Consider the following 19,477-nt stretch of genomic DNA (forward strand, 5'->3'; position numbering starts at 1 on the left):
AAACCGGTGGAACCTGTCGCTACCGCTGGATAGGTTGACCCGGCACGCGCACGGCCCGCTTCGGTATGCCCGGAGAACGCCGCGCGCCGGGGCCGCTGCCCGGTCGGCCGCACCCGGCCGACCGCACGACGAGAACGGGGGGCGCATGGCGCAGGGGACGACGACGCGGGGCCGGAGCGAGGGGGAGGGCAGCGCGCCACCCGACGAAGGCGCGGACGCCGCCGCGTCCGGCCAGGCCCCCGTATCCGGGCCGGAGCGCCACACCCGCGTCTTCGCGCGCGGCCTGCGCGTCATGTGGGTCGCCGCGCGGACCGAACCCCTGGTCTTCCTCACCGCCGTGGCCGGCGCCATGCTGCACGCCTTCGTCACGGTCGGGTCCGCCTCCGTCCTGGGCCACCTCACCGACGCCACCATCCTGCCCGCCTTCGAAAGCGGGCGGACGACGGCCGCCGCACTGCTCACCGCGGCCGCCCTGCTCATGGGCGTGGGGCTGGGCAAGGCCGTCGGACTCGCCCTGCGGCGCCTCTTCGCCGGACTCCACCAGTTCCGCATGCAGGCCCGCTACCGCCGAGCCGTCGCCCGCAAGTACCTCGAACTCCCCCTGTCCTGGCACCACCGCCACCCCACCGGACAACTGCTGTCCAACGCCAACGCCGACGTCGAGGCCTCCTGGTCGCCCCTGGCGCCCCTGCCCATGGCGGTCGGCAGCGTGTTCATGCTCCTGACCGCCGGCATCGCCATGATCGTCGCCGACCCCGTCCTGGCCCTGGTCGGCTTCGTCGTCTTCCCCGTCCTGGCCGTGGCCAACGTCGCCTACCAGCGCCGCGTCTCACCCATGGCCTCCCGCGCCCAGGCCCTGCGCGCCGAGGTCAGCGGCGTGGCCCACGAGTCGTTCGACGGTGCCCTCGTCGTCAAGAGCCTGGGACGCGAGGACACCGAGACCGAGCGCTTCACCCACGCCGCCCACCGCCTGCGCGACGCCCTCATCCAGGTCGGTCGGATGCGCTCCCTGTTCGACCCCTTCATGGAGGCCCTGCCCAACTTCGGCGTCCTGGCCGTCCTCCTCCTGGGCATGTGGCGCCTGTCCACCGGCGCGATCGACCCCGGCGACCTCGTCCAGATCGCCTACCTCTTCACGCTCATGGCGCTGTTCATCCGCGCCTTCGGCTGGATCCTGGGCGACCTGCCCCGCAGCGTCGTCGGCTGGGACCGCGTCCAGTCCGTCCTGCGCGCCGAGGGCACCATGGAGCACGGGGACCGCACGCTCGACGACACCACCACCGGCATCGCGCTCAGCGCCCGCGACGTCACCTTCTCCTACGCCGACGCCTACACCGAGGACGGCGCCGCGCGCGACCTGATGGACGACACCGTCACCGGCGCGCGCACCACCGTCCTCAACGGCGTCGACCTCGACATCGCCCCCGGGCGCACCGTCGCCCTGGTCGGGCCCACCGGGTCGGGCAAGTCGACGCTGACCACGGTCCTGATGCGCCTCGTCGACCCCGACAGCGGCTCCGTCGCCCTCGACGGCGTCGACGTCCGCGACCTGGCCCGCGACCAGATCCCCACCCACGCCGCGCTCGTGCCCCAGGGCACCTTCGTCTTCGAGGACTCCGTCCGCGACAACATCACCCTGGGCCGACCCCTCGACGACGACCAGGTGTGGGCGGCCCTGCGCCTGGCCCGCGCCGACGGCTTCGTCCGCGAACTCGACGGCGGCCTCGACGCGCGGCTGGGGGAGAAGGGCACCACCCTCTCCGGCGGCCAGCGCCAGCGCCTGGCCCTGGCCCGCGCCATCGTGCGCCGCCCCCGCCTGCTGATCATGGACGACGCCACCTCCGCCGTGGACCCGCAGATCGAGGCCCAGATCCTGGCCGGACTGCGCGAACGCGACGACTCCGCCACCGTGGTCGTGGTCGCCTACCGCCGCGCCACCATCGAACTCGCCGACGAGGTCGTCTACCTCGAGGGCGGACGCGTCCTGGCCCGCGGCACCCACGACGAACTCCTGCACACCTCGCCCGGCTACACCAAGCTCGTCACCGCCTACGAGCGCGCCTCCGCCGAGGCCGCGCAGGACCCCGTCCCCGAGGACCCGGGGCCCCTCGACCCGCGCCCCGTCGACACCTCCCTCACCGACCCGACCGCACGCGCCGGAGCGAACGGCGGCACGACCACGGAGGAGACCCGCCGATGAGCGCCCCAGCCCCGACCCGCTCCGACGAGCGCGCCCCCGAGGACGGCGACCGGCGCCGCTCCGCGCAGTCCCTGCACCGCTCCACCGACACCGCCATGGGCACCCTGCGCCGCGGCCTCCAGCTCTCACCGGAGTTCGCCAAGGGCCTGTGGATCACCCTGGCCCTGGCCGTGGTCGCCACCGCGGGCAAGATCATCGTGCCCGTGGCCGTCCAGCAGATCATCGACAACGGCCTGACCGGCTCGAACGGACCCGACCTGGCGTTCGTCACCCGCATGGTCGCCACCTGCGCCGGCCTGCTCGTGGTCACCATGGCCTGCTCCTACCTGATGAACCTGCGCCTGTACCGGGCGACCGAGTCCGGGCTGGCCACCCTGCGGCGCAAGGCCTTCCGGCACGTGCACGACCTGTCCGTCCTCACCCAGAACAGCGAGCGCAAGGGCGCCCTGGTCTCGCGCGTCACCAGCGACGTCGACCAGATCAGCACGTTCATGCAGTGGGGCGGCCTGCTCCTGATCGTCAGCTCCGGACAGCTGCTGGTGGCCACCATCCTCATGGCCGTCTACTCCTGGCAGCTGACCATCGTCGTCTGGGTCTGCTTCCTGCCCCTGCTCTTCGGTGTGCGCTGGCTGCAGAAGCTGCTCTCCAAGGCCTACCTCAAGGTCCGCGAGCGCACCGGCGACATGCTCGGCGCGGTCGGCGAGACCGTCATGGGCGCCGCCGTCATCCGCGCGCACGGCACCGAGGAGCGCACCGCCGGACGCATCGACACCACCGTGCTGGCCACCCGTGCCGCCCAGGTCAGGGCCCAGCGCCTGTCGATGGCGGTCTCGCCCTTCGCCGAGATCGTGGCCGCCGTCGGCAACACCGCCGTGGTCCTGGTGGGCGTGTGGCTCGGCCTGGGCGGCGGCCTCACCGCCGGGCAGCTCATCGCCTTCCTGTTCCTGATGACGCTGTTCGTCCAGCCCATGATGATGGCCACCGAGATCTTCAACGAGGCCCAGAACGCCATCGCCGGGTGGCGGCGCGTCCTCGGCGTCCTGGACACCGCCCCCGACATCGCCGACCCCGGCGAGGCCGGCCACGTGCTCCCGCGCGGGCCCGTCGAGGTGCGCTTCGACCACGTCACCTACGCCTACCCCGAAGGCCCCGTCGTCCTGGACGACGTGGACGTCACCATCACGCCCGGCACCCGCGTCGCGGTGGTGGGGGAGACCGGCTCCGGCAAGACCACCTTCGTCAAGCTCCTGACCCGGCTCATGGACCCGGCACAGGGCACCGTCCGCCTCGACGGCGTCGACCTGCGGGAGGTCGCCTTCACGTCCCTGCGCGGCCGCGTGGTCATGGTGCCGCAGGAGGGCTTCCTCTTCGACAGCTCACTCGGCGACAACATCCGCTTCGCCCGGCCCGAGAGCACCGACACCGAACTGGAGGCCGCCATCACCGAGCTGGGGCTGGCCGACTGGCTCGGCAGCCTCGCCCACGGCCTGAACACGCCCGTGGGCCAGCGGGGGGAGTCGCTCTCGGCGGGCGAGCGCCAGCTCGTCGCCCTCGTCCGCGCCTACGTCGCCGACCCCGACCTGCTGGTCCTGGACGAGGCCACCTCCGCGGTGGACCCGCACACCGAGGTGCGCATCCAGCGCGCCCTGGACCGGCTCACCCGGGGCCGCACCTCCGTGGCCATCGCCCACAGGCTCTCCACGGCCGAGGCGGCCGACCGGGTGCTCGTCTTCGACGACGGGCGCATCGTCCAGAGCGGCTCACACACCGAACTCGTCGACCGGCCGGGCGTCTACGCCGACCTCTACGCCTCCTGGGTGCGCTCCTCCGCCTGAGGGGCGCGGGCCCGCGCCCCGGTCAGCGGGGCGCGGCGTGCCACCAGTGGGCGGCCAGAAGCTCGGCCACCAGTGGCTCGACCAGCAGGCTCACGTCCGCGTCCCCGTCGCCCGGATAGCGCACCGTCAGCTCCGCCCCCGGCACGCGTTCGTGCCCGGGGGTGGGGCCCACCGCCACGAACGCGCCCCGCAGCTGCCCCAGGTGCTCGGCGAAGCGCACGTCGTAGGCCGACCCGGCGAACAGCAGCGCGCGGTAGTCCGTCACGGCCGCCAGATACCGGTCGGTGTGCGACCACTCACCGGTCTCGCACACGTGCGCCACCCGTACCGGCCCCCGCCGTACGGTCTGCGCTCCCTGCCACGCCGACGCCAACCGCTCGGACGGGGCCACCATGTGCACCCCGTGCGGAGAGTCCAGGATCCGGGCCGCCTCGGGCACCCACTCGGGCGCGCTCTCCAACAGCGACCCCGTCGCGTTGGCCGCGCGCAGCAGCAGCCCCGGCAGGTTCTGCGCGCCGCCGGACGCCGGGGCGCCCAACCGGTGCCCCAACAGCAGCACCAGGGCCATCGCGTGCTGGTAGGCGCGGCAGCCCAGCCCGCTGGCCTCCTCCCCGGCGTGCAGCGGCACCAGCAGGTCCGCGTAGCGCGCGACCACGGCGTCCGGGTCGGGCGCCAGCAGGATCACCGGCGACCGCGCCACGTACCGGTCCAGCACCGTGCACAGCTCGCGTTGGCCGCTGCCCAGGCACACCCCCACCACCAGCGTCTCCGGGCCGGCCGGAGGCTCCTCCGCGGAGGAGGAGAAATCGGCGCTGGCGCCCACTCCCGCGCGGCGCAGCCGGGCCGCGGCCGTCTCGCACAGGTGACGGGCCGGCCCCAGGCCGAGCAGGCGCACGGACGCGGGCTCGTCCTCCAGCAGGGCGGGCAGCGCCGCGAACGGGTCCCAGCGCGGGAAGCGCCGGGACAGGGCGGTCAGCGCCGCGGGCATGCCGGAGAGGTCGTCGGACAGGGACTCGGCGGTCAAGGGACTCCCCACTCCCGTGTGCGGTGCCTCGCGGACGGCGAGGCGGCGGACGCACGAACTCTAACCGCACGCCGCCGGCGCCAACGCCGCCCCGGTTCCGGGCGCTCGCGGGGCGGCCATAATCTGGGGGCATGAGCCTCACCAGCCTCGACCCGGGCATCGCCGCACGGCTGAAACGGAACCCCGACGGACTCGTCCCCGCCATCGTGCAACAGCACGACAGCGGCGAGGTCCTGATGCTCGCGTGGATGGACGACGAGGCCCTGCACCGCACCCTGACCACCGGCGCGGCCACGTACTGGTCGCGCAGCCGCGGTGAGTACTGGGTCAAGGGGGCCACCTCCGGACACACCCAACGTGTGGTGTCGGTCGCACTCGACTGCGACGGCGACACGCTGCTGGTCCGCGTCGACCAGCGCGGAGCCGCCTGCCACACCGGCGACCACACGTGCTTCGACGCGGGACGGCTGCTGTGAGTTCCGACCGCGCCGGGAACAGCCGAGAGTACGGGCTCGCCACCCTGGCCATGGTCGCCGGGGCGGCGCTGCTGCTGGCCGCGGCCGGACGCCACTGGGTCACCGGTGAGCTGGAGGTGCCCGGCCCCGTCGCACCCTCGCCGGTCGACCTCACCGGCGCCGACCTGACCGGCACGCCCACCGGCGTCGGCTGGGCCGGACTGGCCGCGATCGCGGGCCTGTACGCCGCCCGCGGCTGGGTCCGCCGCGCCGTCGGACTGCTCACCGCGGCGGGCGGCGCGCTCGTCCTGGCCTCGGTGTGGACCGTCACGCGGCCCGGCGCGCTCGCCGACGCCGTCGCCGCGCAGGCCGCCGCGGCCGACGGGGCCGTCCAGTCCGCCGCCGACCCGGACCTGGGCACGCTCGGCCCCGCCATGGCCGCGGCGGGCGCCGTGGCACTGCTCCTGAGCGGCCTGTTCGCGGCGGTACGCGCCCCCGCGTGGCCGGGAATGGGCACCAGGTACGATCGGGACGCCGCACCGCGACAGCACCAGGCGGAGACACCCTCCGACCTGTGGAGATCCCTGGACGCCGGTGACGACCCCACACTCGACGCCCCCGGGCGCACCGACGGACGCGCCGACGGCGCGGACCGCGACGCGTCCGAGGGCGGCGCCGCTACCGCTGCGCCGGCACGACGGCCGGCCGAACCGAAGGAGAACAGCTGATGGCCGACGAACACCACGAAGACCACGGCAACACCCCGTCCGCCTGGTTCCTCACCGTGTCCTGGCTGGCCGTGTGGACCGTCGGCGGCGCGGCCATCATCATGGGCGGCGACTTCCTGCTGTGGACCGCCCTCACCCTCGGCGCCAGTGTGATCTTCGCGGTGATCGCCGGGGTCATGAAGAAGGCCGGCCTGGGCCGCAAGGAGCCGCGTCCGGTGCCGCCCACGCGTGAGGAGTGGGAGTCGGGCCGCGAGTCCGCCACGACGGGCCACGCCTGACCTCACCGCATTCGGCGGCGTTTGCCCAGCTCGCAACGACTGGGTAACGGAAAATGGACGAAGGTCGCATAGGGCAGGTAGATTCTCTCCACCGGTCCTGTCCGCCGCGTATGTTCCGGCAGGTGGATGTCGTGCCGATCTGGCATCATTCATCATTGCCCGCGGCTTGTCCGGTCATCCAACCCTGCCCCGTGTTGGACCGGCGTGCACCCCGCACACCGCGCGCAAACCCCTTGGCCCCTTCAGGAAAGTTGTACCCATCATGAGCTATGGTCCCCCGCCCCCCGGCAACCCCGGCCCGCCTCAAGGCGGCGGCTACGGTGGCCCGCCCTCCGGCGGCTACGGCGCCCCCATGGGCGGCGGAACCCCGCCCGACAACGGTCTGACCTGGGCCATCGTCGCCATCTTCTGCTGCTGGCCCTTCGCCATCCCGGCCATCATCAACGCCACCAAGGTCAACGACCTGTGGAACCGGGGCGACCAGCAGGGCGCGATGGAGGCCCAGGCCCAGGCCAAGAAGTTCACCAAGATCGCCTTCATCGTGGGCGGTATCTGGGTCGGCCTGTGGGTCCTGTACGTGATCATCATGATGATCGTGGGCATCGGCGCTGCCTCGTCCGGCTACTAGAAGCCACCGACAGGGTTCACACGAGCCCTCCGGGCCCCGTGAGACCCGACGCTCTGCCCCCGCACGCCCACGGCGTACGGGGGCAGATCCGCGTCCCAACCCCTAAGCTGGTCGACGTGCACCCACCCCAAAGCGAGCAGTCCGACACCGCGCGGGACGAGACCGCCGCCGCGCCCCCGCGCCCCGGCCGCATCGAACGCCTCGTGGCCGCGGTCCCCCCGTACGTGTGGCCCGCGGGCCTGGGAGTGACCGGCCTGCTCGGTGCCACCCTCCTGCACTTCGTGGACCCCAACCAGCCGGGCATCTACCCCACCTGCCCGTGGCTGCTGATCACCGGGACCTTCTGCCCGGGCTGCGGCACCATGCGCGCCATCGCGCTCACCACGCAGCTCGACATCACGGCCGCCATCAGCATGAACCCGCTGCTGTTCCTGCTGCTGCCCTACATCCTGTGGGCCTACGTGCGCTGGTTCTCCTGGACGATCCGACCGCCCAGGACGCCGCCCAAGCTCACGCCCGGCTGGTTCCTCTGGGGCATGTTCACCGTCATCACCGCGCACTGGGTGCTGCGCAACCTGCCGTGGTTCTCCTTCCTCGCGCCCGAGGTGCCGCTGTTCCCCGGGTGGTGACGGGATCCGGCGGCGCCGGTTCTCTGGCAGATCGAACCGCGACACCTCCGCGTACGTCCCAGTAGCGGGACACCTCCTCACTCCTCCAGGAAGGCAGACTCATGAGCTACGGACACCAGGGCCCCACCGGTGGCTACGGCACGGGCGGCTACGGGCCGCCCCCCGGCGGCTACGGCCAGGGCCCCGGCTACGGGCAGGTTCCGCCCGCCGGCGGCCCGCCGAAGAACTACATGGTGCACAACATCCTGGGCATCCTCAGTTGCACCGTGATCGGCATCATCGGGCTGATCTTCTCCCTCCAGGTCAACAGCAAGTGGGAGATGGGCGACTACGTGGGCGCCGAGTCCTCGGCCAAGACCGCCAAGATCCTGGGGATCATCAGCCTCGTCTCGTTCATCCTGATGATCGTCCTCGTCGTGGTCTACATCCTGTTCTTCGTGGTGCTGTTCGGGGTCGTCGCCACCACCCCCACCACCACCTACTGACGGTCCTGCGGGCGGGGCCGACGCCCCCGCGGGCCGCGGGGGTGGATACGATGGCCACACACGGTGCGTCGGCGGTTCCCCGGTCACGCCGCGCGCGGGCCCGTCCACCCGGGACCCACCACCGTGACCGGCCAATTCACGTAGGGAGCGGTAACTGGTGAGCGTGCTCGACGAGATCCTCGACGGGGTACGCACCGACCTGGCGGCGCGGGAGTCCGAACTCCCGCTGGAGCGCCTCAAGGCCCTGGCCGAGTCGGTGCCCACCCCCAAGGACGCCGAAGCCGCGCTGCGCCGCCCCGGTGTCCACGTGATCGCCGAGGTCAAGCGCGCCAGCCCCTCCAAGGGTCCGCTGGCCTCGATCGGTGACCCTGCCGCCCTCGCCCGCGACTACGAGGCCGGCGGAGCGAGCTGGATCAGCGTCCTGACCGAACAGCGACGCTTCCAGGGCAGCCTCGCCGACCTCGAAGCGGTCCACAAGGCGGTCGACACGCCGTTGCTGCGCAAGGACTTCGTGGTCAGCTCCTACCAGCTGTGGGAGGCCCGCGTCTTCGGAGCCTCCGCGATCCTGCTCATCGTCGCGGCCCTGCCCCAGGAGGCGCTGGTCTCCCTGGTGGAGCGCGCCCGTTCCCTCGGCCTGACCCCGCTCGTGGAGGTCCACGACGAGGACGAGGTCGACCGCGCGCTGGACGCCGGCGCGACCGTCGTGGGCGTCAACGCCCGCAACCTCAAGACGCTGGAGGTCGACCGGGACACCTTCGCCCGGCTCGCCCCCCGCATCCCCGCCGACTGTGTCAAGATCGCAGAGTCGGGGATCCGCGGCCCGCACGACCTGCTGGCCTACGCCGGCGCCGGAGCCGGCGCCGTCCTCGTCGGGGAGAGCCTGGTCCGCGGACGGAACCCGCGCGAGGCCGTGGCCGATCTGGTGACCGCGGGCGCCCACCCCGCGCTGCGCGACAGGAACTGAGGACCGGCCCGATGGGAACGACGACCGTGACCGCCCGGACGCACCCGGGCCGTCGATGGCGATGGCTGTAGGGAATCCGCACGTGTGAGTCGCGGGTTCCCGACGCCGCGTCGGCCCACAGGGCCCGTCTCGCGGAGACCGCGCCCTGGCACCCGACGCCCCAGCAGTACGTCCGCCGCGTTCCCGCCGGCCCGCGGCGGACAGCATCCACGGCACACGCCACGCCCCAGCCCGACCGCGCCGCCCGAGCCCGGCGGCGCGCGGACGGCCGAACCGCGCAGCCCACGCAACGCCCGGGACGCCACCGCGGTCGGCCCCGTCTGTAGGAGACCTTCGCATGAGCAACACCCAGCCGGTGCCGGACGAGCACGGGCACTACGGCCGCTTCGGGGGCCGGTTCGCCCCCGAGGCACTCATCGCCGCCCTCGACGAGGTCGAGGCCGAGTGGGAGAAGGCCCGCCAGGACCCCGCCTACCAGGCCGAACTCGACGACCTGCTGCGCACCTACACCGGGCGCCCCAGCGCCCTCACCGACGCACGCAACTTCTCCGAGCACTGCGGCGGGGCACGCGTCCTGCTCAAGCGCGAGGACCTCAACCACACCGGCTCGCACAAGATCAACAACGTGCTCGGCCAGGCCCTGCTCACCAAGCGCATGGGCAAGACCCGCGTCATCGCCGAGACCGGAGCCGGACAGCACGGCGTGGCCACCGCCACCGCCTGCGCGCTCATGGGCCTGGACTGCGTGATCTACATGGGTGAGGAGGACACCCGGCGCCAGGCGCTCAACGTCGCCCGCATGCGCATGCTCGGCGCCGAGGTCGTCCCCGTCACCATCGGCAGCCGCACCCTCAAGGACGCCATCAACGAGGCGTTCCGCGACTGGGTCGCCAACGTCGACCACACGCACTACCTCTTCGGCACCGTCGCGGGCCCGCACCCCTTCCCCAAGCTCGTGCGCGACCTGCACTACGTCGTCGGCGCCGAGGCCCGCGACCAGGTCCAGGCCCTCACCGGCCGGCTGCCCGACGCCGTCGCCGCGTGCGTGGGCGGCGGCTCCAACGCCATCGCGATCTTCGCCGCGTTCATCCCCGACGAGAGCGTCGCCCTGTACGGCTTCGAGGCCGGGGGAGAGGGACCCTCGCGCACCGCGGCCTCCATCACCGCGGGCAGCCCCGGCGTCTTCCACGGCGCCCGCACCTACCTGCTCCAGGACGAGTACGGACAGACCCTGCCCAGCCACTCCATCTCCGCCGGGCTCGACTACCCGGCGGTGGGCCCCGAACACGCCTACCTCGCCGACACCGGGCGCGCCCACTACGAGCCCATCACCGACGCCGAGGCCATGGAGGCCTTCCGGCTGCTGTGCCGCACCGAGGGCATCATCCCGGCCATCGAAAGCGCCCATGCCCTGGCCGGAGCCCGCAAGCTCGGCGAGCGCCTGGGCCCCGACGCCGTCATCCTGGTGAACCTCTCCGGGCGCGGCGACAAGGACGTCGACACCGCGGCCACCTACTTCGGCCTCTTGGACTCGGACCCGGAAGGACAGGCGCGATGACCGCCACCACGCTGCAGACCAAGCTGGCCGAGACCCGGGCCGCGGGCCGTGCCGCCCTCATCGGCTACCTGCCCGCCGGATTCCCCGACGTGGAATCCTCCGTCAAGGTCATCGAGGCCATGGTCGAGGGCGGCTGCGACGTCGTCGAGGTGGGCCTGCCCTACTCCGACCCCATGATGGACGGCCCCACCATCCAGCGCGCCGCCGACCGCGCGCTGGCCGCCGGAACCACCACCGACGACGTGTTCCGCGTGGTCGAGGCGACCGCCGCCACCGGCGCCGCCGCGGTGGTCATGTCCTACTGGAACCCGATCGAGCGCTACGGGGTGGGCCGGTTCGCCGACCGGCTGGCCAAGGCGGGCGGTGCCGGGGTGATCACCCCCGACCTCATCCCCGAGGAGTCCCAGGCGTGGGTCGAGGCCACGACCGGGGCCGGCCTGGACCGGATCTTCCTCGTCGCACCCTCCTCCACCGACCGCCGGCTCGCGCTGACCACCGACGCCTGTTCGGGCTTCGTCTACGCCGCCTCCCTCATGGGGGTCACCGGCACCCGTGCCCAGGTCGCCGACACCGCCGAGACCCTGGTCCGGCGCGCCCGCGGGACGACCGCCGAGTCCGGCCTGCCGATCTGCGTCGGCCTGGGCATCTCCACCGCCGCCCAGGCAGCCGAGGTCGCCGCCTACGCCGACGGCGTCATCGTCGGCGCCGGGTTCTGCCAGCGCGTCCTGGACGCCCCCGACCTGGAGACCGCGCTCACCGCGGTCCGCTCCTTCGCCCAGGAGCTGGCGGCGGGCGTGCGCCGCTGACCGCAGGGCGCTTCACGGTGGGCCGTTCCCGACAGGGGCGGCCCACCGTTCGTCGTGTGGGGGCCGCGACTCCGGCCCGGAGCTCCGGCAAGAGGGCGGTTAAGAAGGTGAGAATCCCGTGAGATCCTTCCCCGCCGGGTCCGAATCGGCTGCCGTCCGGGGTGCATGGATGGTGGGATGGACACAGCGCGCGGTGTGGAGCCTTCGGACGCGTCGTGGGCCCGCCACCCGAGTGCCACCGGCGTGTCATGACGAGTAGTATCGACATCACTACCCTGAGCGAGGCCGTCGGCATGCTCAGCGTCGCCCCCGAACCGACCCACTCCGCGAAGGCTCCACGATGGACACCGCAGACGACACCACCGCACCCCCCGCAGCCCCCGCGCCCGCCGCACGCTGGGCGGCGGCCCAGCCCTGGATCACGCTCGCCTGCCGTCTCGCGCTCGCCGGGGTGCTGTTCTACGCGGCCGTCTCCAAGTACCCGCCAGCCCTGTCGATCCAGGCGGTGGAGGCCTACGACCTCTTCCCGGTCGAGATCGCCGAACTCATCGGCTACACGCTCCCGCTCTTCGAGATCGCCCTGGCCGTCCTGCTCCTGGTCGGCCTGGCCACCCGCTACACCGGGGCCGTCAGCGCCCTGCTCATGATCGCGTTCATCGCCGGTATCGCCTCGGCCATGGCCCGCGGCCTGAACATCGACTGCGGCTGCTTCGGCGGCGGGGGCCAGGTCGACCCCGGCGAGACCACCTACGGGCTGTCCATCGCCCGCGACATCGGCTTCGCCGCTCTGGGCGCCGTCATCGCGATCTGGCCCCGCTCACCCTTCGCCGTCGACCGCGCTCTCGGCCTGTTCCGCTGACGCGCCCCGACCACGGCGACCGACCGATACCGCACGTCCAGAAACAGAGGAAAGCATGGGGAGTGAAGCGCGCAGGCTCTCGCGCGAACGGCTCAAGGAGCAGAGGGCGAAGGAGAAGCGCGCCGCACAGCGCAACAAGACCCTCCTCGTCGTCGGCGGGGCCATCGCCGTCGTGGTGCTCATCGTCGGCGTCGGATACGCCGTCCTGACCGCCGACCGGCGCGACAGCGGCTTCGACGGAGCCCTGGCGCCGCAGGTCCTGCAGGAGGACGGCAGCGTCGTCATGGCCCAGGAGGGCGCCGAGGCCCCGGTGGTGGAGGTCTACGCCGACTTCCAGTGCCCCGCCTGCCGCCAGTTCGAGCTGCTCAACGGCGACACCCTCAAGCGGAGCGCCGCGGAGGGCGAGGCCATCGTCCACCTGCGCCCGGTCAGCATCTTCGCTCAGCAGCCGGCGCCCATCAGCACCAACTCCCTGCGGGGCGGGGCCGCCGCCCGCGCGGCCGCCGACGCCGGGGTGTTCGTCCAGTACAACGACCTGCTGTTCGAACACCAGCCCGCCGAGGGCCAGGAGGGCTTCTCCGTGCCGGAGCTCCAGGAGTGGTTCCTCGAGGCCGGGGGCACCGAGGAGGAGGCCGAGGCCTTCGACGCCCGCGTCGAGGAGGAGGCCGGGGTCGTCGACCAGTTCACCCAGGACTACCTGCCCGCCCTCACCGAGTCCGCCATCGAGGAGATCGGCGAGGACACCCTGGGGACCATGGTCCTGACCGACCTCATCTCCTGGGGCGCCGACCACGGGCACGACCCCTCGTTCCTGGAGGGCACCTACACGGGCGAGATCATCGATGCCACGGGAACGATCTACACTCGCTACAGCGGAGACAACACGTTCCGCGGCACACCCGCCGTCTACATCAATGGTGAGCTGCTCTCCAACGACACCGCCATGACGGTCCGGGGCCTCAGCCAGGCGATCGCCGAGGCGGACGCCGGCGAGGTCCAGACCGAGCCGATGGGCGACGGGGGTGAAGCGGAATCATCCCAGTAGCCACCCCCGCACGCGGGGCGAACCCGAGAGCAGAGCAGTGACTTTGTCGTCGACAGCTTCCGAGGGCGCGGCCGAGTACGGCCGCGCCCTCGCGGCCATTCCCAGCCCGGAGATCAACTCCATCCCCCTCGGACCCCTGGAGATCCACTTCTACGCCCTGTGCATCCTCGCGGGGGTCATCGTCGCGGTGTTCTGGAGCGAACGCCGCTGGACCCGGATGGGCGGTGAGAGCGGCACCATCATGGACATGGCCGTGTGGGCCGTGATCCTCGGCCTGATCGGCGGCCGCCTCTACCACGTCGTCAGTGACGCCCAGCTCTACTTCGGGCCCGGACGCGAACCCATCCGCGCCCTCTACGTGTGGGAGGGCGGACTGGGCATCTGGGGCGCCATCCCACTGGGCGCCGTCGGCGTGTGGCTCGTCGCGAGGAAGCGCGGCCTGTCCATGTCCAAGCTCTCCTTCGCGATCGCGCCCACCATCCCCCTGGCCCAGGGCATCGGCCGCTGGGGCAACTACTTCAACCAGGAGCTGTTCGGCGCCCCCACCGACCTGCCCTGGGCCCTGCGCATCAACCCCTTCCCCGAGGGCGGCCTGCGCCAGGGCATGATCCCCGGCGAGACCCTCTACCACCCCACCTTCCTGTACGAGTTCCTGTGGTGCCTGGGCCTGAGCGCCCTGCTGGCCTTCCTCGGCCGCCGCTACGAGAACCAGCTCGCCGGCGGCCGGCTGTTCGCCGTCTACGTCATGGGCTACTGTGTGGGCCGGTTCTGGATCGAGTACCTGCGGATCGACCCGGCCAACGACTTCTTCGGCATGCGCCTGAACAACTGGACCTCCATCGTGGTCTTCCTCGGCGCACTGGCCTACTTCGTGTGGGCCGGCCGCCGACTGGACCAGTTCTCGTCCGCGGTCGTCCCGCGCGGGCACGACGCCGGAACCCAGGTGTTCGGCGCCACACCCGAGAGTGATGTCGCCGACGACAGCACCGTCTACAGCGCCGTGGACACCGAGGATTCCGACATCGGAACGCAGAACGGCAGCTCAGAGGGCGCGGGGACGGAATACCACCCGAGCCCTGAACGATCTAGTACCGAGAGCTCCACCGAGAGCGCATCCGAGGACACGGGCACTGACTCCGGGACCAAGCCCGAGTAGCGCAGGGGAAACACCTGGACCTGCGGCCGTGTCCGGCCACACCCAGCGGTGCTCCCCGCACCTTCGAGCAGACCACGGGTTGACGATTGAGAAAGACCGTGAGCAGAGCTGAGTCCCGGTCCGGGCGCAGAGGTCGGCGCGGCGGCACACGCCGCGCCGGCCAGGCCTACGACCGCCCCGACGACCTCGGGCCCGACACGGGCACCGACGGCTACGACCCCGAGGAGGACTTCTCCGCGGAGTACGGCCACACCCACACCCGTGCCGACGAGTACGAGCGCTACGACGACGGGTACGACGACCAGGCCGAAGACGAGGCCTACGACGACGGCCCCGGCGACGGGCCCCGGCGCAGGGGCTCGCGGCGCGCCTCCCGGCGGCGCCGAGGCGGCTCACGCGCGCAGTCGGCCGCGGGACGCGGCGGCGTGGACAAGGTCTCCGCCTTCTCCGCCTCCGCCATCAAGAAGGTCTCCGTCCTGGGCGACCGGCCCAACCAGATCGTGTACACGCTGGCCGAGCAGAGCAAGCGCAAGCGCGGCACCGCCGCCCTGGGCGTGCTGCTGGGAGCCTTCGGTATCGCCCTGGTGGCGCTGCTCGGACTCCTGGCCTTCCAGCTGGCGACCACCTCCGACGGCGTGATCGATGGCGGGGACCAGGCCGTCGTGCTCCCGCCCGACGGGCACGGAACCCTCACTCCGGAGCTGTACCTGTCCGAGGACAACCGCGAGGACGTCTTCGGGGCCATCAACGAGCGCCCCGAGGGGCACGAGCCGATGACCGACGAGGCCGTGTTCGGACCGGTCGAGGAGATCGAGCTGGACGGCCTGTCCCTCGAGCTCCGGGACAGCTCCGTGACCGACTCCTGCACCTCCATGGTGTGGGGCGATGATCTCGGCCAGAGCCTGGTCGACGCCAACTGCGTCAACGGCGCGACCGGCGTCTACACCGACTCCGACGAGGAGTACGTCGCCCAGGTCTCGCTGTTCGACCTGGCCAACAGTGAGGCGGCCACGGACGTGGCCACCGTCCTGGACCCGACCAACCCCGAGCACAGCGCCGGATTCGTGCTCTCGCAGACCGGTGACGGCCAGGGCCTCGAAGAGGGCTACAGCCAGGCCAGCACCCAGGTCATGGGCCACTACCTGGCCGTGTTCTGGGTGGCGCGCACCGACGGCTCCGACCCCGGTGACGAATCCGACATGGCCACGCTGAGCGTCGCGTCCATGAACGCCGTGCGCTACGTCTACGACGAGGTCGTGGAGGTCGGCCGGGCCAAGGACTAGCCCACCCGTCGCCCGCCACCGCCCTCAACGGAGAGCCTTCGGCTCCGGTTCGCCCACCCGTCGCCCACCACCGCCCACGCGGCGCTTCGCGAAGGGGTGGGCTACCGCCCTCAACGGAGAGCCTTCGGCTCCGGTTCGCCCACGCGCCGCCCGCCACCGCCCACCCGGGCGTGGCGGGCGGCGTGCTTCCACCCCCGGCGAAGGGGCTTGGCCCCAGCCCTGTCGGGGCTCCTCGGGCGCCCCGATAGGATCTCGGACAGATCGACCCGCCCGCCAGGGTCGTGCGGAGGCCGGGCAGACCCGCCTCCCGCCCGAGCGAACACGGGCCGGTCCGCGATCACGCGGAGCGGCCCGCCCCGAGGAAAGGTCCATGGTGTCCCCTTCCGAACCGCCGGCGTCCGGCTCCGTGGGACGTCGCAGGAGAAGCAGCGAGCCCGGCGACGTGCCGGCCGGCCGGCCGCGCCGGGGCCAAGCGGATGCGTCGGCCGCGGCCGAGGACGACGGCCAGTCCCGGCGGACGGGAGGACGCCGCCGTGCCGGAGGCCGCCGGAAGAAGGAGGCGCGGCGCGGCCGCCCCCTGCTCTTCGCCCTCGCGGGCGTGCTGGTCGTCGCCCTCATCGGTGTCGGAGTCGTCTTCTACCTGCGATCCGGCTCCGAGGAGGGCGGATCCTCGCCCGTCCGAACACGGCCCGCCGCCTACCAGGTCGTCGACAGCGGCAACATGAACACCGTCCTGGCCACCCGTGAGGCCGACTCACGGGTGCTCAACGAGGGCGAGCTGTTCGAGCGCCGCAACACCGAGATCTCCAGCCAGAGCCTCGAGTTCGCGCTGCGCGACTCCGACCTGACCGAGGACTGCTCGCAGGCCGTGTGGGGCCAGGACGCCCGGGACGCCCTCGCCGCGGCCGACTGCGTCCAGGCGGGCCGCGCCACCTACGTCTCCGACACCTACTTCGGCGTGGCCGCCGTGTTCAACCTCGGCGACGTCGAGGGGAGCCGCGCCGTCGCCGCCGCGATGGCCGAACCCGAGGACGCCGCCGGAGGCGAGGGGGAGGACGCCGAGGCGGCGCCCGAGACCGGATTCGTCGTCCCGCCCTCGGGCGAGGAGCCCTTCAACCGGCTCGGTGAGGGCTACAGCGCCGCCGACGCCATCATCAGCGGCCACTACCTCGTCGTCGTGTGGGTGCAGCCGACCGGTTCGGAGTCGGTCGAGGACCGGGTCAGCCTGTCCAGCCCGCTGGTCGCGCTCGCCAACTTCCGCGACCCGCTCTACCGGCGCATGGTGGACCTGCGCGGGGACGAGTCGGCGGAAGGCACCGACGGCACGACCGAGGGCGCCGTCCCCGACGGCACGGGGACCACGGAGGGGACGACCGGGGGCACGGTTCCCGAGGGCACGACGGACGGCACCGGCACCGGAACTGGCACGACGGACGGCACGGGCACGACCGAGGGCACCGTCCCCGACGGCACCGGTACGACCGGTACCGAGTAGCACCGCGACGCCCCTCCGGCCGCCGACCCGCACGGGTCGGCGGCCGGCCGCGTGTGCGGCCCGTGAACCCGGACCGAGGTCCGGGTCGGTCCGGGTTCGCAGGAACGCCGGCTACACGTCTCCGATCCGCGCCAGCAGGTCCTCGGCGACCCCGCGCAGCTCGGCGAACCGGTGCTCGGGCAGGTCGAGCAGACTGTGCCCCGCCAGCCACCCCGGCGCCGACGCCACCGCGTGCCGCGCCGTGCGCTTGTTGACGGGCCGCGCCAGCCGCGCCGACACCTCGATCAGGCCGCCGCGCAACGTGGACGTCAGCGTTCCGTGCGCCCGCTCCTGCACGTGCGCCAGCAGTCGGTCGGCCGCCGCCTCGGCGTCGTTCTCCGGACGCCGCATGAGCCGCACCGCGGTCAGGTCGGACCGGCCGAAGCCGCGCAGGAACCGCACCCGGAAGCGCGGCTCCAGCATCGCGCGCAGAGCCCGCTGGCCCGCCTCGTCGCGAACGCACGCCGCGGAGGAGGGCACCAGCACGTACACGGCGTCGGTGGTCGAGGCCAGCGCCGCGCGCGCCGCCAGGCGCTCCCACCCCCCGGTGAGATTGACCACCGCGTACCCCGCCGCCGGGGCGGGGGAATCCATCCACGTCGAGAGCCGGACCCGGCCTCCCCGCGTCACCTCGGCGGGCCACTCGCCCACCAGCGTCGGATCACCCGGGTCGGCGGGACCCACCAGGTCCTCGGCCGCCCTGGCGGTCACGCTCAGCGCCGTCTCGGAGTCCAGTCCGCCCTTGGCCTCCTTGGCGTTGGCGCCCTGGCTGTACACGCGCGCGACCTCGTCCGTGCCGCCGGGGGGTGTGCGCGAGAGCGGGCGCAGGACGTACAGGTCCGAGGCGGCCCCGATCGACTCGGCCGCCTGGTAGCGGTTGAAGTCCGGCCACAGCGACTCCACCAGCAGGTCCATGCGCAGCAGCCGGGCCTGCGTGGTCGCGGCCAGGCGGGGCGTGGCCTCGCTCGCTCCGTAGGCCAGCAGGATCCGTCCCCTGCGGGGGTCGGTCATGCCCTCCATGCCCCGCCGCACGAACAGCTCCACCCCGTCGGGGGTGTAGGGCGGGTCGGTGAACACCAGGTCGGCGCCGCCCCGGACCGTCGAGGGCAGCCCCAGCCGCAGGTCGGCGGCGTGCGTGCGCACCGACAGCCCCAGCGAGTCCGCCAACGCGTCGATGTGGGCCAGGACGCGCTCGTCGACGTCCACGACCTCCGCGCGTGTGCTGGGGGAGACCAGGGCCAGGGCCACCGAGGTGAGGTCGTGGTCGCCCACACACAGCACCGTGCGGTCGGACAGGTCGAAGCGGGTGGTCAGGAACAGGGCGCGGCGCAGCGCCGTCTCGGCTGTCGCGGTGACGTGGTCCAGGTCCAGGTCCGACTCGGGGCCCTCGGCGACGGCCCGCGCCAGCTCGGCCGCGCCGCGGGCGTGCCGCGCCAGCAGATGCGCCACCGGGTCGGCCAGCTCGTCCGTGGAGGCGCCGGAGTAGTCGGCGGGCCGGGCCAGCCGGACGCGGCCCCGCCCCTCACCGGCCTCGGCGACCAGCTCACCGGCCTCGTCCAGCCCGCGCAGCAGCCCCGCCACGACCGAGTGGGCGACAGCGCTGGCGCGCACGAGGTCGTTGGAGCTCCACCAGCGCCCGTCGGACAGCAGGGCCAGCACCCGGCGCGGGCGCGGGGCGTCCACGCCGTAGGCGTGCAGCAGCCGGTAGGCCGCCTCGGGAAGCGGAGGTGCCACCGCGCCCGTCGGAAGGTCGTCGGGGCGCGCGGCGCCGGAGTCGTCGGCGCCGGGGGAAGTCGCATGTCCTGCCATGCGACGATCGTCCCACGTTCGCGCCGGTCCGCCGCCGCGCTGGTCAGACGGCCGGCGAACGATGAGGGAGATATCACCCCCACACAGTCTTCGTCCCCACTTGGGTGTGGCGTTAACAGCGGGGTAATGTGTGAACGCGGTCCACGCCGTCCGCGTGCCCAGGATGAGGCCACCGTCCCCGGTCGGTGTCTTTATCCACTT

At 72.8% G+C, this 19,477-nt stretch carries 18 protein-coding genes; 16 read left to right on the forward strand and 2 right to left on the reverse strand.

What is annotated here, in order from left to right:
• Positions 1-145 precede the first annotated feature (145 nt).
• Positions 146-2,200, forward strand: a complete 2,055-nt coding sequence (locus tag M1P99_RS20895) for an ABC transporter ATP-binding protein (protein ID WP_304454278.1) — start codon at positions 146-148, stop codon at positions 2,198-2,200.
• Entirely contained in the window at positions 2,197-4,035 is a 1,839-nt protein-coding gene (locus M1P99_RS20900) for an ABC transporter ATP-binding protein (RefSeq protein ID WP_304454279.1), read from the forward strand. The genes M1P99_RS20895 and M1P99_RS20900 overlap by 4 nt, the downstream gene beginning before the upstream one ends.
• 22 nt (positions 4,036-4,057) lie before the next feature.
• Here the strand turns inward: M1P99_RS20900 and M1P99_RS20905 are convergent, their stop codons facing one another.
• Positions 4,058-5,059 (reverse strand): sugar isomerase, encoded by a 1,002-nt coding sequence (locus M1P99_RS20905; protein ID WP_304454280.1) that lies wholly within the window; start codon positions 5,057-5,059, stop codon positions 4,058-4,060.
• A gap of 131 nt (positions 5,060-5,190) precedes the next feature.
• Between M1P99_RS20905 and hisI the strand changes: the two genes are divergently transcribed.
• The 14 genes from hisI (at position 5,191) to M1P99_RS20975 (ending at position 17,428) form a co-directional block, all read left to right on the forward strand.
• On the forward strand, positions 5,191-5,535 hold the full coding sequence (gene hisI / locus M1P99_RS20910) for a phosphoribosyl-AMP cyclohydrolase (RefSeq protein WP_304454281.1): 345 nt from the start codon (positions 5,191-5,193) through the stop codon (positions 5,533-5,535).
• Positions 5,536-5,585: 50 nt separating this feature from the next.
• The gene (locus M1P99_RS20915) at positions 5,586-6,242 is read left to right on the forward strand and encodes a Trp biosynthesis-associated membrane protein (RefSeq protein ID WP_304455781.1); all 657 of its coding nucleotides are present in this window, start codon (positions 5,586-5,588) and stop codon (positions 6,240-6,242) included.
• Positions 6,242-6,520 (forward strand): HGxxPAAW family protein, encoded by a 279-nt coding sequence (locus tag M1P99_RS20920; RefSeq protein ID WP_304454282.1) that lies wholly within the window; start codon positions 6,242-6,244, stop codon positions 6,518-6,520. The genes M1P99_RS20915 and M1P99_RS20920 overlap by 1 nt, the downstream gene beginning before the upstream one ends.
• Before the next feature lie 262 nt (positions 6,521-6,782).
• Complete coding sequence (locus M1P99_RS20925) at positions 6,783-7,148, forward strand: CD225/dispanin family protein (RefSeq protein WP_304454283.1); 366 nt, start codon at positions 6,783-6,785, stop codon at positions 7,146-7,148.
• Positions 7,149-7,264: 116 nt separating this feature from the next.
• Positions 7,265-7,777, forward strand: coding sequence for a DUF2752 domain-containing protein (locus tag M1P99_RS20930; RefSeq protein ID WP_304454284.1), 513 nt, complete (start codon positions 7,265-7,267; stop codon positions 7,775-7,777).
• 101 nt (positions 7,778-7,878) lie between these two features.
• A complete protein-coding gene (locus tag M1P99_RS20935; protein ID WP_304454285.1) occupies positions 7,879-8,262 on the forward strand; it encodes a CD225/dispanin family protein in 384 nt (127 codons plus the stop codon).
• A gap of 157 nt (positions 8,263-8,419) precedes the next feature.
• The gene (trpC, locus tag M1P99_RS20940; RefSeq protein ID WP_304454286.1) at positions 8,420-9,226 is read left to right on the forward strand and encodes an indole-3-glycerol phosphate synthase TrpC; all 807 of its coding nucleotides are present in this window, start codon (positions 8,420-8,422) and stop codon (positions 9,224-9,226) included.
• Positions 9,227-9,563: 337 nt separating this feature from the next.
• Entirely contained in the window at positions 9,564-10,784 is a 1,221-nt protein-coding gene (trpB, locus tag M1P99_RS20945; RefSeq protein WP_304454287.1) for a tryptophan synthase subunit beta, read from the forward strand.
• Positions 10,781-11,590 carry a tryptophan synthase subunit alpha gene (trpA, locus tag M1P99_RS20950; RefSeq protein ID WP_304454288.1) on the forward strand — a complete coding sequence of 270 codons (810 nt, stop codon included), beginning with the start codon at positions 10,781-10,783 and terminating at the stop codon, positions 11,588-11,590. Before trpB ends, trpA begins: the two co-directional genes overlap by 4 nt.
• Positions 11,591-11,930: 340 nt before the next feature.
• Positions 11,931-12,449 (forward strand): MauE/DoxX family redox-associated membrane protein, encoded by a 519-nt coding sequence (locus M1P99_RS20955; RefSeq protein ID WP_304454289.1) that lies wholly within the window; start codon positions 11,931-11,933, stop codon positions 12,447-12,449.
• Positions 12,450-12,504: 55 nt separating this feature from the next.
• On the forward strand, positions 12,505-13,494 hold the full coding sequence (locus M1P99_RS20960; RefSeq protein WP_304454290.1) for a thioredoxin domain-containing protein: 990 nt from the start codon (positions 12,505-12,507) through the stop codon (positions 13,492-13,494).
• 43 nt (positions 13,495-13,537) lie between these two features.
• The gene (gene lgt, locus M1P99_RS20965; RefSeq protein ID WP_304454291.1) at positions 13,538-14,650 is read left to right on the forward strand and encodes a prolipoprotein diacylglyceryl transferase; all 1,113 of its coding nucleotides are present in this window, start codon (positions 13,538-13,540) and stop codon (positions 14,648-14,650) included.
• Between the two features lie 98 nt (positions 14,651-14,748).
• Positions 14,749-15,933, forward strand: a complete 1,185-nt coding sequence (locus M1P99_RS20970; RefSeq protein ID WP_304454292.1) for a hypothetical protein — start codon at positions 14,749-14,751, stop codon at positions 15,931-15,933.
• A gap of 373 nt (positions 15,934-16,306) precedes the next feature.
• Complete coding sequence (locus M1P99_RS20975) at positions 16,307-17,428, forward strand: hypothetical protein (RefSeq protein WP_304455782.1); 1,122 nt, start codon at positions 16,307-16,309, stop codon at positions 17,426-17,428.
• 111 nt (positions 17,429-17,539) lie between these two features.
• Here M1P99_RS20975 and M1P99_RS20980 read toward each other — a convergent pair whose 3' ends face one another.
• Positions 17,540-19,276, reverse strand: coding sequence for a bis-aminopropyl spermidine synthase family protein (locus M1P99_RS20980; protein ID WP_304454293.1), 1,737 nt, complete (start codon positions 19,274-19,276; stop codon positions 17,540-17,542).
• Between the last annotated feature and the right edge of the window lie 201 nt (positions 19,277-19,477).

Source organism: Nocardiopsis sp. YSL2 (genome assembly GCF_030555055.1).
Lineage (GTDB): Bacteria > Actinomycetota > Actinomycetes > Streptosporangiales > Streptosporangiaceae > Nocardiopsis.